The sequence below is a fragment of the Nitrospirota bacterium genome (genome assembly GCA_040756155.1).
GTDB lineage: Bacteria > Nitrospirota > Thermodesulfovibrionia > JACRGW01 > JBFLZU01 > JBFLZU01.
This window is the reverse complement of sequence record JBFLZU010000125.1, coordinates 13,274-27,218: the sequence shown is the minus strand read 5'-3', so window position 1 is coordinate 27,218 and position 13,945 is coordinate 13,274. Positions and strand designations below refer to the sequence as shown.

Sequence of the window (13,945 nt, the reverse complement as noted above, 5' to 3'; positions counted from 1 at the left end):
CTTTAAATGACATGCACCTGCCTCCTTTCAAAAAACTACAAAATAATATGCAGATTTCATGCCACCATTTTGGGACAGCCTCACGGTTCTATTTTCTTGATAGTGACAGTAAAGATAAAAGATGATAAAAAAGATAATAATCCATCCACGGGGACAGTCCCGAATCTACGGCTTCGCCCGTAATTCTGGGACAGTCCCCTTTGCCGAAGACAGCAAGCATAGCACCAAAGGAATATGTATATCACATTCTAACAAAGGGGAATAGCCGAGGAGAAAATAGAACCGTCCCATTTTTATTCAAATTAATTGACAAAGACCATTCCTTAAATTATAATGCAAAAAAGTTTTGAGAGGAGGTTTCATAGATGGGAGATTTAACTGTTAAAGTAGAAACCAGTTCATGGGAAAAGGAGGTGCTTAATTCAGATATTTTAGTTATGGTAGATTTCTGGGCTAACTGGTGCGGACCATGCCGTATGATAGCTCCAATTGTCGAAGAGATCGCAACAGAGTACAGTGGAAGATTGAAGGTCGCAAAGGTTAACACAGATGAAAGTCCTGAACTTGCAAGCAGATATAAGATAATGGGAATTCCTGCACTGCTCTTTTTTAAGGATGGTAAGGCAGTAGATCAGGTTATAGGGGCTGTTCCGAAAAGTCAACTTAAGTCAAAAATAGACTCCTTACTCAATAAAACAGATGCGTAGAACCAATTTCGTTTTTAATTCATCGTTGTCCGTTCACCGTTCAGCTCTCTTATTTATACTCATCGGGATATTCGTAGTTCTTGGATGTGAAAAGAAAAACCCACCCCCACCAAAGCTCGGAGATTTAGCACCTCCATTTATACTTAAAGACCTTGACGGAAAGAAGGTCAGCCTCGATGATTTCAAAGGGAAGGTTGTGTTGATAGATTTCTGGGCGACATGGTGTCCACCATGTAAGGAATCTGTCCCTGACTTAAATAGCCTTTATGAAAAATATAAAAACAATGGTGTTGTAATCCTCGGTCTTTCTGTAGATGCGGGAGGCCCTAACATAGTAAAGGCATTCAAGGAGGCTTATAAAATGTCCTATCCCATTCTCATGGCTGATGAATCTATCACAAGGAAATACGGAGTCAGGGGAATACCTTCTCTCTTTATACTCAATAAGGATGGAAGGATACAGCAGAATTTTGTCGGATTTAGCCCTGGGATGACAGCAATGATAGAAAAAAAGATTAAAGAATTGCTGTAATGCTCAAAGAGATAAGAATCAGTAATTTCGCCATCATAGCTCATCTCCGCGCTACCTTCACCTCTGGTTTCAATGTCCTTACGGGGGAGACAGGTGCAGGAAAATCCATCCTTGTTGATGCCCTTGGTCTGGTGATTGGAGAAAAGGCGTCTGTAGAGATGATAAAGACAGGTGCTGATGAGACTGTTGTTGAGGCGCTCTTTGAAATTCCTTCTGATAGCCCTGCAATCATAAGGCTTAATGAGAAAGGCATCAATATCAATGATGGGATTATTATCCGTCGTATCATCAACAGAACTGAGAAGGGAAGGATATACATAAATGATAACCTTGTAAGTCTTCGCACACTTTCAGAAATAACCCCAGAACTTGTAGATATACATGGACAGCATGAGCACCAATCACTCCTTTCTTCTGATAAACAGATAGATTTGCTCGATAGCTATGGGGCACTTTTAGCGGCGAGAAAGGAGATTTCATCGTTGTTTTCCAAACTCAACCAGATGCAGAGGGAGTTAGCTTTACTTGAAGGAAATGAGCGTGAAAGGGCACAAAGGGAGGATATGCTTAAATTTCAAATCACCGAGATAGATGGAGCAAATCTCAAGGTCGATGAAGAAAAGACCCTTGAATATGAAAGGTTAATACTCTCCAACGCCGCAAAACTGAGTAGCGTCATCTTAGATAGCTATAGTAAGCTTTATTCCTCCGACTGCTCCATAATCAGTAACATTGATGCAATAATTCACAATCTAAAGGAGCTGATTGCGATAGATAACACATTAAAAGATACACTCAGAGATATTGAGACATCAAGCACAATGCTTCATGATTCAGCGTATTTTCTGCGGGATTATATGGAGAGAATAGAGTTCAATCCAGAGAAACTGGAACAGATAGAGGAAAGGCTTGACCAGATATCAAGATTAAAAAGAAAATATGGTGATACCATTGCAGATATATTAAGTTATAGAGAAAAGGCAAAAAATGAACTATTATCTATCGAAAGAGGGACAGAGAAGATCAGCGCCCTCAGGAATGAAATTAGAGAGGCTGAGGATGCTTACAGAGCTCTTACAGATGATCTATCACGCAAGAGAGCGGTGGCTGCAAAGGAGATCGAAGGTAAGATAGAAGAAGAGTTGAATGCACTCTCAATGAAGGCTAAATTTACTATAAAGATAACACAGGATGGTAGCTGGGGGTATAAGGGTATTGACAGGGTTGAGTTTCTTATCTCTACAAACCCGGGGGAAGAGCCAAAATCTCTAAGCAAGATAGCCTCAGGTGGTGAGCTTTCAAGGATTATGCTGGCACTCAGGAGCATACTTGCTGAGGCAGATAGAATCCCTACCATAATATTTGATGAAATAGATGCAGGCATCGGAGGTGACACTGCAAATATAGTAGGTAAAAGGCTAAAATTCCTTTCCAGTAGAGCGCAGGTGCTCTGTATCACACACCTGCCTCAGATTGCATCGCTGGCTGATACACATATCGCAGTAAGAAAAGGTATCGAGGGTAAAAGGGCTATAGTGAGGATTAAAAATCTTGCGGGAGAAGAAAGAAAGAGAGAGATAGAAAGGATGCTCGGTGGAAAAGACTTCGCCGACTTACTGGGGAAGACAGAGTAGGTTATGGGCAAGATAACAGGCAAGATAATAATTGACAGAGAAAGATGTAAAGGTTGTGAACTCTGCATAACTGTGTGTCCGAAAGGCATACTCGCCATCGATGAAACGATAAACAGTTATGGCTTTACCCCTGTTATTCTCAGGAATAGCGGGCAATGTAATGCCTGCGCCCAATGTGCAGAGATATGTCCTGACATAGCTATTGAGGTATTTAAAGATAGTGAGAAGTGAGGAGTGAAGGTGTAAAAGTGAAGAGTGAAAAGAAAATACTCATGAAAGGGAATGAGGCAATTGCTGAGGCTGCTATTCAGGCAGAGTGTCGATTCTATGCAGGCTATCCAATAACACCACAGAATGAGATTCCAGAATATATGTCATTGAGGATGCCTGAGGTAAAGGGGGTATTCATCCAGGCAGAAAGTGAGCTCGCTGCTATAAACATGGTCTATGGTGCCTCTGCAGCAGGGGTAAGGGCAATGACATCGTCATCGAGTCCTGGTATTTCACTAAAACAGGAGGCTATCTCATATCTTTGTGGTGCTGAACTACCAGCGGTTATTGTAAATATTCAGAGGGGAGGACCTGGTCTTGGTAATATATCCGCATCCCAGGCTGATTATTTTCAGGCAACAAAAGGAGGAGGGCATGGTGATTACAGGATGATAGTCTATGCCCCCGCAACTATTCAGGAGAGTTGGGATCTAACCATGAAGGCATTTGATAAGGCAGATGAATACAGGAATCCAGCTATGATTCTCGGAGATGGTATACTCGGACAACTGGTGGAGCCCCTCATCCCCATCCCATATAACAGAACACAGACCTGTCCTGAGCCCCTCGGCTTCGCTCGGGATAAACTCCGTCGGAGGAACACAGAACACAGACTTGTCCTGAGCCCCTCGGCTTCGCTCGGGATAAACTCCGTCGAAGGAACACAAAAAAAGGACTGGATACTTGATGGCTGTAAAGATAGGGAACCGAGAGTGATCAGGTCTCTATGTATGAAATATGAAGGAGAACTGGAGGATAAAAACTGGTTGCTGAAGGCGAAATATGACAGAATGACTGAAAGAGAGGTGATGTATGAATGCCTCTATCTCGATGATGCCTCATTTGTGATAATAGGTTTCGGCATTGCTGCAAGGATAGCCACATCTGCAGTAAACGCAGCGAGAAAGGATGGCATGAAGGTGGGTCTTATTCGCCCTATAACTCTATTTCCATTTCCATCCTGTCTCATATCCGATGTATCAGACAGGGTAAAGAGATTCCTTGTTGTTGAAATGAATCTCGGGCAGATGGTTGAAGATGTTAAACTTTCTATAAGTGGACGGTCTGAGGTTGTTTTCTATGGACGGCCTGGTGGAGGTATACCAACTCCTGAGGAGATATACGGTATTATAAAGGAGCACTATGCATTTTGAGAGGATGGAACTTTTAGGTTTTAAGTCCTTCGCTGACAGGACAGTATTTACATTTCAGCCAGGGATTACTGCAATAGTGGGTCCAAATGGGTGTGGAAAGAGTAATATAGTTGATGCCTTTAGATGGACGTTAGGGGAGCAGAGCGTAAAGAACATTCGTGGTGACAGGATGGAAGATATCATATTCAATGGAAGTGAAAATAGAAAACCTACAGGTATGGCTGAGGTGAATTTAGTGATAAGTAGTCAAGGGTTTTCCGAGAATGATCCCTCAAAGAATCACAAGATTTTTTGGGATGCCCCCTTATCAATTATACGGAGGTTCTACAGATCAGGTGAAGGTGAGTTCTTTATAAATAAGGTTCCATGCAGGCTCAAGGATATTAGAGACATATTCCTTGATACAGGTATAGGTGCAAGGTCGCATTCAATCATCGAGCAGGGCATGATAGGTGAGATATTGAATGCCCGACCACAGGAGCGTAGATTCCTGATAGAAGAGACAGCAGGAATCATGAAATATAAGGTGAGAAAAACAGAGGCGATCCAGAAGTTACAAACTGCCCAGCAAAATCTATTAAGGATAGGAGACATAGTTACGGAATTAAAGAGACAGATGGATTCACTTCACAGACAGGTAAAGAAGGCAGAACGGTATAGAAAGATAAAAGAAGAGATAAAGGTAATCGAGCTAAATCTGGCTTCAAAGGAGCATGTAGAGCTAACAGCGTCACTGAAAGGTGTAGAGGAACATTTACGCAGACTCAAAGAGGAGGAGGCAAAGAAATCTGCCGCATTCTCTGAGAATGAGCTTGATCTCGAGAATAAAAGGATAGAACTTACACTTCTGGAAAGGTCTACCCATTCTTTACAGAATGAGATACTTGAATCTGAAAAGAGACTCACACAAAAAGAGGGTGACATATCCCTGATGAGAAATCAGACATCGAACTTGGATATTCAAACAGAGAGAGCCAAAAATGAGATGGAAGAACTTTCAGGTTCTGTCAAGACCATTGATTTAACTGCATCACAACGCCACCAGGAGATGGAAAAACTCAGATCCACATTGATAATAAAAGAAGAGGCATTGAGGCAGTTATATTCGCAATTTAAATTAAAAGAAGAAGATATAACCGAACTACATGTATCCCAGCAGGATGCAAGAAAAAGGCTTTTTGAAAAGGCAGCAGAACTATCAGATGTAAAAAACAGGATATTACATCTTGAGCATATTCAGCAGGAAACGAAGGGCAAAGAAGAGAGACTAAAAAAAGAAGAACAGGAGGCAGAAAGCAGGATTGCTGAAATAGATGGTGAAATACAGGTAAATGAGAAGGATATTTTAGCCCTGAGAGAGTCTATTGAGAGGTTGCTCAAGGAAAAGGAAACCCTCATAGAGAGAATCTCAGAAAGGGAAATCTGGCTCAGAGAAAAGCAAACAGAGATACAAAACACAAGGGAAGAGGCTGTGGCAGCCACATCGAGACTCCAGTCACTTAAAGAACTTGAGGCATCACTTGAAGGCTACAGTGAAGGCATACGCTCTATACTGGGGCACCCCAAAAAATCCAAAGATTTTTTGGGGACTCCAATGGAGTCTTTCAAACTACATGGACTGATAGCGGATATGATAGAGACATCTCCTGAGTATGAAGTTGCCATCGAGTCAGCACTTGGAGAGGCACTTCAGGACATCATAGTAGATAGCCATATGGAGATCAAAAAAGTAATCTCTTATCTCAAGAATGAAGGCAAGGGTAGAGGGACATTTGTTCCATTACAGCCAAGAAGGCAGAGCAAGGGGCAAGGGACAAGGGGCAAGGGGCAAGAATATCCCGAAACATGGAAGGCATTGGATCTGGTTAACTGTAAAGAGGGCTATGAAGAAATAGTTCACTTCCTGCTCTCCGATGTAATCGTTGTCGAAGATCTCGATAAAGGGATAGACCTCTGGCATAGCGATAGCGCTGAGAAAAGGATTGTAACACTCGATGGTGAGGTTATTGAACCATGGGGAGCGGTAACTGGAGGGAGCAATCAAGGTAGAGGGGTTGGACTGCTCAAGAGAAAACGAGAGATTAAAGAACTTGACTCTGCTATAAAGCGGAAGCACTCTTTAATCTCATCTCTTGAAGAGGAACTCAGGGTTATGAACGAAGAGATCGAATCCCTCAAACAATCACAACATACACTTGAGGAGAAACTTCATACCTTTGAATTAGAGATACTCGATAGAGAAAAGATGCTCTCCATTCAGCACGATGAGTATAAACGACTGGCTAACAGGATAGATATAATAAAAGCTGAAATGAATGGGCTGACCGATGAGTGGCAGAAAACAGAAGATAACCTTTCACAATTAAAAGAGGCATCTGATAGAGTCTTGAGGGAAAAGACCCAACTTGAAGGAGACATCCATGTAGCTGATGAAGAACTAAAAACAAAGTCGCATACCCTTGAGGAGATGCGGAATGAGATTACTGAACTGAAGGTAGAGATGCAATCAGTCATCGAGAGACTCGATGGAATACAGCGGGAATGTGAAAAGTTAGAAGAAACAAAGAGAGAAACAGCATTAAAGATAGGGGAATATACAGAAGAACTCAGGGAGATAGATAAGAAGAGGAAGGAATATGAGAAACTCATCCAGGAGGCAGAAATACAGGTAAAATCACTCTTTGAGACGATAACAGAACATCACAAGCATCTTGACAATAAAAAGGAGTCTTACGATTTAATGTTGGCCTCTATAACAGAGCTTGAGGAAGCACTCAAGCAACAGAGATCACTTATAGATGAGATGCGACAAGAAATCTCATCTATAGAGATAAAAAGAACCGAACTCTCACTCAGGATAGAACACCTCTTAGGTATGATAAGGAGTCAGTACGGAATAGGACTTGATGGTTATGAATCAGAAGAAGAGTTTGATATGGCACGGGATGAAGCAGAATTAAGGGTCTCTAAATTGAAGGAGCGACTCGATGCACTTGGACCTGTAAATCTTGGCGCCATTGATGAATTTAACGAACTGAAGGAACGATACGATTTTTTAGCATCACAGCAAACAGACCTGCTCACATCCATCGAGCAGCTCGAAGAGGCGATAATAAAGATAAACGCTACTACAAAGTCAATACTCAAAGATACATTCAATGAGCTTAATCGTCAATTTCAGGAGGTCTATAGATATCTCTTCAGTGGAGGCAGGGCAGAACTCATCCTCCTTGAAGATGATATACTTGAATCAGGTATAGATATCATTGCACAGCCTCCTGGGAAAAGACTTCAGAACATATCGCTTCTTTCAGGAGGGGAAAAGGCATTAACTTCAATCGCCCTGCTCATTGCAAGTTTCCTTGTAAAACCAAGCCCCTTATGTCTGTTAGATGAGATAGATGCACCACTTGATGATGCTAATGTAGATAGGTTTACATCACTGATAAAAAATCTTACAGATAAAAGTCAATTCATCATCATTACGCATAACAAGAGGACGATGGAATCAGCAGATATCCTTTACGGAATCACTATGCAAGAACCTGGCATCTCTAAGGTAATCTCGGTAAAATTAAAAGACCTATGACCATTTCAGAGAGGCTTAAGAAGGTCATCGGTGATAAAAAGATACTCACCGATAGAGAATATCTCATCTGTTATTCATATGATGCAACCAACCTTAAAGTCCTACCAGACGCCGTAACAATACCTGAAACAATAGATGACGCCGTCAGGATATTATCCTTTGCAGAGGATGAGAAGATACCTGTGATACCGAGAGGAGCGGGCTCTGGTATGTCAGGTGGCTCTATTCCTGTAGCAGGTGGCATTGTGCTTTCAACCGAAAGGCTAAATAAGATACTCGAGATAGACAGAGAAAACATGATTGCTATTGTTGAACCGGGTGTGATTAATGGGATCCTTCAGAGAGAAGTTGAATTGCAGGGAATGTTTTATCCTCCTGACCCTGCAAGCCTCGATTTCTGCACAATCGGTGGGAATATCGCTGAAAATGCAGGTGGGCCAAGGGCATTAAAGTATGGAGTAACAAGGAATTATGTGCTCGGACTTGAGGTAGTCTTGCCTGGAGGAAAAATAATTAATACAGGTGTAAGAACACTAAAGGGTGTTGTTGGATACGACCTTACAGGGCTGATGGTCGGCTCAGAAGGAACACTCGGCGTTATTACAAAGGCAATACTCAGACTTCTTCCCCTTCCCGAAGTGGTCAGAACCCTATCCGTATCCTTTGAGAAGATGGAGGGAGCGATAAATGCAATCTCGAAGATTATATCATCTCGTATAATCCCAAGAACCTTTGAATTTATGGACAGGCCATCTATAAGGGCGGTCAGGGGATACCTTTCCAATCAGATGCAAGATGCCAGATGGCAGATGGCAGATGCAAGTTGCAAGATGCAAGATATTGATGCCATGTTACTTATCGAAGTGGATGGCTCAGTAAGCTCAGTTACACCTGATTTAGAAAGGATTGCGGAGATATGTTCAGACTGTGGTGCCTCTGATATAAAGGTAGCAAAGGATGAGGATGATTGCGAAAGACTGTGGAAGGAAAGAAGGGCAATATCACCTGCACTATACAGGATTTCACCGACAAAGATAAATGAAGACATAGTCGTGCCGAGAAGCCATCTTGCCGAGATGTTAAGGACGCTTGAAAAAATAGGGAAAGATTACAGGGTCAACATCGTCAATTTTGGACATGCAGGTGACGGTAATATTCATGTAAATATCATGACAGACAAAAGGGTTACAGATGAGTATGAAAGGGCACAGATGGCAGTTGCAGAAATATTTAAAGAGGTTCTAAGACTCGGAGGAACCATATCTGGTGAACATGGTATAGGACTCACGAAAAGAAAATACATCGGCATGGAGATAGGTAATGTTGAATTAGAACTGATGCGTAAGATAAAGAAGGACTTCGACCCTCAGAATATACTTAATCCCCACAAGATATTTCCTCCTGAGACGACTGGATTGGAGAAATGAGGTATTCAGATAATGCTTCAAATCTTTCTCGGTCTTTTCCAACATGGAGAAGTACCTTATGGTAGTCTCTTATCTTTTTTATTTCCTTTATTTCTTTTACATGGATATCCTTATCAAGCATAGGGATTATATTGTGATAGGCGCCAATAAATAAAATCCCTGTCTCTCCGCTGTTTAGAGTTTGGTTTATTCTGTTGGCTATAAATCTGTCTCTTTTTTCAAGCAACTGATTCTTTATCAACCTGTATTTTAGATAGGCAATTAATTTCGCTATATTTTTCTTAGTGGTTAACTGGCGAAGCCTGTCTCTTTCTTCTACCACCAGAGCAAAATCCTCGGTTTTTACTAAAATTGCACCCCTCTGGAGAAGCTTTGATATAATTTCATAATTTTTACTGCCACTCTTCAGCCCTTCCTCAACTATTTTTTGACCAATATCTCCATCGGCAATCATTCCATCCTGGTATATCTTGAAACCAGAGACTTCTAAATTGTCGAAATATTCAATTATGGAATCCCAGAAACCAGATACTGTCTCTTTGTGTTTTGCCCAGATATCTTCTCCTAAGTCCCTGATGCCTCTTTTTGCTACATCCTCGGCAAGAGATCCAAGGTCAACATCCATATGGATAATGGGGACATAAAACAAAGTCCTCATAAACTATTCTACGCCAATCCTCTTTTCCAGATGATCTACTCTTTCTTTGAGGGTCCTATTTTCTTCTTCTATCTCTGCTGCCTTTGTGGAAAGATAAGAGTCTGTCTGCCACCAGTTTATTCCCATCTCCATCGCTTTATCTACAGAGGCAATCAACAATCTTATTTTTATCGTTAGAAGTTCAATGTCGGCAATCCTGATCTGGATATCTCCTGCAATCACAATTCCCTTATCCAATACCCTTTCTAAGATATCCGCAAGATTGGTCGCCTGTATTGCATGTGCCATCTGTTGTTCAGCCATAATATTTTCCTCCCCTATGCTAATCTCTTAGCCTTTATAATCAGCTCTGCCGTTTTCTTGCGTAAATTTGCGATAAAATGGCAGCTCTCACAGCCTAAGTTTTCTTTATCGTAGTCAGGACAAGAAAGAAGTACATCCACTTCTTTTTGTAATTCCTCAGCATACACCGCCTTTTCCTGAACCTCTTTGGCATTATTAATTTTATCTGTGATACCCTTGATTACCTTCTCTTGCTTTTGGAATGTTGGACAACTTATTTTGGGTTCTTCTTTATACATGATTTTTAACTTAATAATTCCCTGTTTTGCTAAAGGGTTTCCTTTCTGTCATTCCGCACTTGATGCGGAATCCAGTCTTTGTTTTTTCTCTGGATTCCTGCTTTCGCAGGAATGACGAAAACAAATTGGGTTCACATCAAATTCCCCAGAGGACCTAAATCTAAATTTAATTCTTCATCTTCGATGCCAAAGACCATCTGAATCTCTTTTATCTTTTTCTTTACTGCTTTAAGACTCAATCCTAATTTTTGAATTTCTGCTGGGGAAAGTGTTCCTCTCTTTACCCTTCTAAATGCTTCCTTTTCCATAAGTTTTCTTATTAATTCAACGAGGGTTAAAACTAATTTAGCTATACCTTGCTCTGCTTCCCTCGGGCTATCAGCATTGATGAGTTTAGGGATATTTTCTTCAGATTTCTTTATCTCTCTTTGCAATCTTTCTATGTACTCTATATCTTCAGGGGTAAGTTCTTTATCCGGATTACTAAAACTCTTACCTGATAGTTCTTCTGCCTTGGAAATAGATGTAAGAATAAGTCTTAAACCTAAATAGACAAGGTCTACATCCGCGACCCTTATTGCTACATCTCCATTGATAACCGCACCCTTTTCTAAAACCCTATCCAGGGCATCTACCAGTGTTACATTGTTACTTCTATTTATCACCTGAAAATCCTCCTAAACTGTCATTCCGAGCCCTTCGCTTGTCATTCTCCTTTGTGCCGATTTGTCGGCATGAACGTTTCATTTATGAGACAAAGTTATAAGGAGGCCAAGGACCAGAATATTCGAGGTTTAGACCTCTCTCCTTCATCTCTTGATTTAGCCTTTTAGCCTCTTTCTTAAAATCCTCGATCTTCTCTTCAGAAATTAAATAGGCAGCATTTAAAATCATAGGCTCACGCCTGCCTGTTAGCTCTTTTCCCAGAATCTTACTTTTGACTGAAACCACAGCTTGCTTCCCTAAGTTCTCAAATAAAATCTCTACAATATTGTTTAATTCTTTGTCCACCTCTCTGGAAATAACCTCTTTTAGTTCTTCTTCCATAAAAAAAGCCACACCCTCATCTAAAACCGCTATCTCCTTCTCCTTCTCTTTTATTGCTTCATTTTTCTCTTTTACCGTCTGCTCAAATTTTTTTCTGTCCTTTAGATATACTTTTAGACTCCACTCCTGTTTGCCTCGAATTCTATTTAAGACTTCTCTGATTTTGGAGTAATCTTTATTTAGAGTATCTTCTAATCTAATCTTATCTTTTAAAATGGTACCGAACCTCATCGGTATCACGCTTAAAATCTTATTATTCTTTTTCATTGCTTCTTCTATAACTTCTTCATGAGCAACAGCCTTTTCTTTAATCCAGTTTAAATCTTCTTGTGCCTTTTTTTGAATTTCTTCAGTTGCGAATTCCTCTAAGGAAACCTCACTGACTACCGCCTCCAATTCGCGAAAAGGCATGACAAAAACCTCTCTCTGTTCGTCAATACCCTTTGTAGAGAAAGAAGGGGCATCGGTTCTTTTTCTTATACAATAAAGATATAGACCTTCCATATGATTTATAGCAAACTCTAAATTCTAATATCTAAATCCTAAACAAATTCAAAATTCTAATGTTCAAAATTTTGAATCTCTATCATTTGATATTGTTTAGTATTTCGTGCTTAGAGTTTAGAATTTTTATTATTTTGTTAGGCTTTTACCTCTGTCTCCATACGCTTTCGCATTGACTTTCGCTCAAAGCCTAACAGATTTCCTTCTTCATCAAGAAGAACCTCATAAGTAGCCAGTATGTCCATCTGGTCAGGGATGGACTGCTTCTCTACCATCTCAATAGATATATGCCAACCCTTTTCATCTTTAGTTGTCCCTATTGTAGAGGAGGCCTTAAGGCCGGTTAATTTACTCAATTCTTTACGCGCTTTTTCAATTAAACTTCCTACATCCTTTGCCATTATTACACCTCCCTGCAACCACGAAATCACGGAAATTCCGCGCCCTCCGTGGTTGTCATTCCGTGCCCTCCGTGGTTGCACTTCTAATAGCCTCTAAACGTGCCATTAGTTCCCCTTCCTGCTTTGTATATTCTTCTTCACTGATCTCATCTAATTCAAATCTTAACCGCAATTCCATAAGTTTTTCTTTTATGTTTTCTTCGTCAGATACTTCCCTTTCTGCTATTTCGTTAATCTTCTTGCCAAGCCAGATTATGCCTTTTAAAGGTGCAAGTAAGATGTCATCGATTAAAAACATCAATATTCTCCTACATTTATTATTAAATTAACAAAGTTAAATGGTGGCAGATTACCTACATATTTAAACTTTATCTGTTTAGAGTATCTATCATTTAACTCATTTACCTTTGCATCAAATTCCCTTTCACTGGATTCTTTCACCAGAAAAGCAGCATTGATAATCATCCTCTCTCCTATAGTCTTGTTTATTACAGTCTCTTCTGCGAGAGGCTCCAACACTCTTAGAATTTCTTCCTTATATCTTTCCTTTTCTTTCTCTAAGGCTGACTCGATCATTCTGCCTATCTCTATCCTTAGATAATATGTTGCCTCTGGTGGTTTTGAGGTTATTTTCTCTTTAAGCGTCCTGACATCTTCATATTTATCAAGAATATAGTTATATATCACCTCTTCTTTAAATACAGCCTTGAGCCCAAGTTCCCTTTTACCATGGATACCTTTTAACAGGCTCTTAAATTTATCATATTCCTTTTCTAATATCCTTTTTGCCTTTACTTCGTCTTCAGCGATGGTACAAAATCTGACCGGTAATACTGTATGGTGTTTCATTACCTCTTCGATGGCATTTTCATGAGATAGAGAATTCTCCCTATTAACAGGATATTTTTTTATAGGGGAATCACTCACCACTGCTCCTATATCCTGAAAACATATGGTATATAATTCATCTTCCCTGTCACCAATTCCTATCGAACCAAATGTTTGTAATTTACCATCGTCTATTATGCAATATATGTATTTCCCCTCCCCTTGCATAGTTTTAAGTCTTTAGTTTTAAGTTTTAAGCTTCTTGGAAAAGCTGTATATCATCTTACTCAACTCAATACCTTCATTTGTTAAATCTTCGATTTCTATTCTATCCTTTATAATCTTTAACTCAATGCTGAGTTCTAAACAAGTAAGTACCTCATTAACAGAACGATACGCATAACTAATAAATTGGGAAAATTCTTTACCGGTGTTGCAACCGGACCCTTCAGATATATTCAAGGGTATAGAGATTGCTGCTCTCCTTATCTGAGGTATTAATCCATATTTTTCGTTCGAAGGTAATTTAGTAGAAAATTTGTAAATTTTTGTGCAATATTCAATTGCTCTTTTATAAATATTCAACTTTCGGAAATCTTGCATATTTAGTTCC

General features: G+C 40.1%; 16 protein-coding genes. 7 read left to right on the top strand and 9 right to left on the bottom strand.

From position 1 onward, the window contains the following. Positions 1-365: 365 nt before the first annotated feature. Genes trxA through AB1488_11890 form a run of 7 tightly spaced genes read left to right on the top strand, consistent with a single transcriptional unit; the run spans position 366 to position 9,313 of the window. Positions 366-707 carry a thioredoxin gene (trxA, locus tag AB1488_11920; GenBank protein MEW6410792.1) on the top strand — a complete coding sequence of 114 codons (342 nt, stop codon included), beginning with the start codon at positions 366-368 and terminating at the stop codon, positions 705-707. Then, positions 700-1,239 (top strand): TlpA disulfide reductase family protein, encoded by a 540-nt coding sequence (locus AB1488_11915; protein ID MEW6410791.1) that lies wholly within the window; start codon positions 700-702, stop codon positions 1,237-1,239. Before trxA ends, AB1488_11915 begins: the two co-directional genes overlap by 8 nt. Further along, positions 1,239-2,873, top strand: a complete 1,635-nt coding sequence (gene recN, locus AB1488_11910) for a DNA repair protein RecN (protein ID MEW6410790.1) — start codon at positions 1,239-1,241, stop codon at positions 2,871-2,873. Before AB1488_11915 ends, recN begins: the two co-directional genes overlap by 1 nt. Before the next feature lie 3 nt (positions 2,874-2,876). Further along, positions 2,877-3,104, top strand: a complete 228-nt coding sequence (locus AB1488_11905) for a 4Fe-4S dicluster domain-containing protein (protein ID MEW6410789.1) — start codon at positions 2,877-2,879, stop codon at positions 3,102-3,104. A gap of 41 nt (positions 3,105-3,145) precedes the next feature. Continuing rightward, positions 3,146-4,297, top strand: a complete 1,152-nt coding sequence (locus tag AB1488_11900; GenBank protein MEW6410788.1) for a 3-methyl-2-oxobutanoate dehydrogenase subunit beta — start codon at positions 3,146-3,148, stop codon at positions 4,295-4,297. After that, on the top strand, positions 4,287-7,886 hold the full coding sequence (gene smc / locus AB1488_11895; protein MEW6410787.1) for a chromosome segregation protein SMC: 3,600 nt from the start codon (positions 4,287-4,289) through the stop codon (positions 7,884-7,886). The genes AB1488_11900 and smc overlap by 11 nt, the downstream gene beginning before the upstream one ends. Next, entirely contained in the window at positions 7,883-9,313 is a 1,431-nt protein-coding gene (locus AB1488_11890; protein ID MEW6410786.1) for an FAD-linked oxidase C-terminal domain-containing protein, read from the top strand. The genes smc and AB1488_11890 overlap by 4 nt, the downstream gene beginning before the upstream one ends. On the opposite strand, the gene AB1488_11885 is transcribed toward AB1488_11890, so the two are convergent. From AB1488_11885 to AB1488_11845, 9 genes are all read right to left on the bottom strand, one after another. Then, on the bottom strand, positions 9,264-9,971 hold the full coding sequence (locus AB1488_11885) for a hypothetical protein (protein MEW6410785.1): 708 nt from the start codon (positions 9,969-9,971) through the stop codon (positions 9,264-9,266). The genes AB1488_11890 and AB1488_11885 overlap by 50 nt on opposite strands. A gap of 3 nt (positions 9,972-9,974) precedes the next feature. Then, the gene (locus AB1488_11880; protein MEW6410784.1) at positions 9,975-10,274 is read right to left on the bottom strand and encodes a gas vesicle protein; all 300 of its coding nucleotides are present in this window, start codon (positions 10,272-10,274) and stop codon (positions 9,975-9,977) included. A gap of 14 nt (positions 10,275-10,288) precedes the next feature. Continuing rightward, on the bottom strand, positions 10,289-10,552 hold the full coding sequence (locus tag AB1488_11875; protein ID MEW6410783.1) for a hypothetical protein: 264 nt from the start codon (positions 10,550-10,552) through the stop codon (positions 10,289-10,291). A gap of 131 nt (positions 10,553-10,683) precedes the next feature. Beyond that, positions 10,684-11,217 (bottom strand): gas vesicle protein GvpJ, encoded by a 534-nt coding sequence (gene gvpJ, locus AB1488_11870; protein ID MEW6410782.1) that lies wholly within the window; start codon positions 11,215-11,217, stop codon positions 10,684-10,686. An 82-nt stretch (positions 11,218-11,299) separates the two neighbouring features. Further along, positions 11,300-12,103, bottom strand: a complete 804-nt coding sequence (locus tag AB1488_11865) for a GvpL/GvpF family gas vesicle protein (protein ID MEW6410781.1) — start codon at positions 12,101-12,103, stop codon at positions 11,300-11,302. 137 nt (positions 12,104-12,240) lie between these two features. Next, on the bottom strand, positions 12,241-12,504 hold the full coding sequence (gene gvpO / locus AB1488_11860; GenBank protein MEW6410780.1) for a gas vesicle protein GvpO: 264 nt from the start codon (positions 12,502-12,504) through the stop codon (positions 12,241-12,243). Positions 12,505-12,559: 55 nt separating this feature from the next. Beyond that, positions 12,560-12,802, bottom strand: a complete 243-nt coding sequence (locus tag AB1488_11855) for a gas vesicle protein GvpG (protein MEW6410779.1) — start codon at positions 12,800-12,802, stop codon at positions 12,560-12,562. Then, a complete protein-coding gene (locus AB1488_11850; protein MEW6410778.1) occupies positions 12,802-13,560 on the bottom strand; it encodes a GvpL/GvpF family gas vesicle protein in 759 nt (252 codons plus the stop codon). Before AB1488_11850 ends, AB1488_11855 begins: the two co-directional genes overlap by 1 nt. Positions 13,561-13,578: 18 nt before the next feature. Beyond that, entirely contained in the window at positions 13,579-13,935 is a 357-nt protein-coding gene (locus AB1488_11845) for a four helix bundle protein (GenBank protein MEW6410777.1), read from the bottom strand. Positions 13,936-13,945 lie beyond the last annotated feature (10 nt).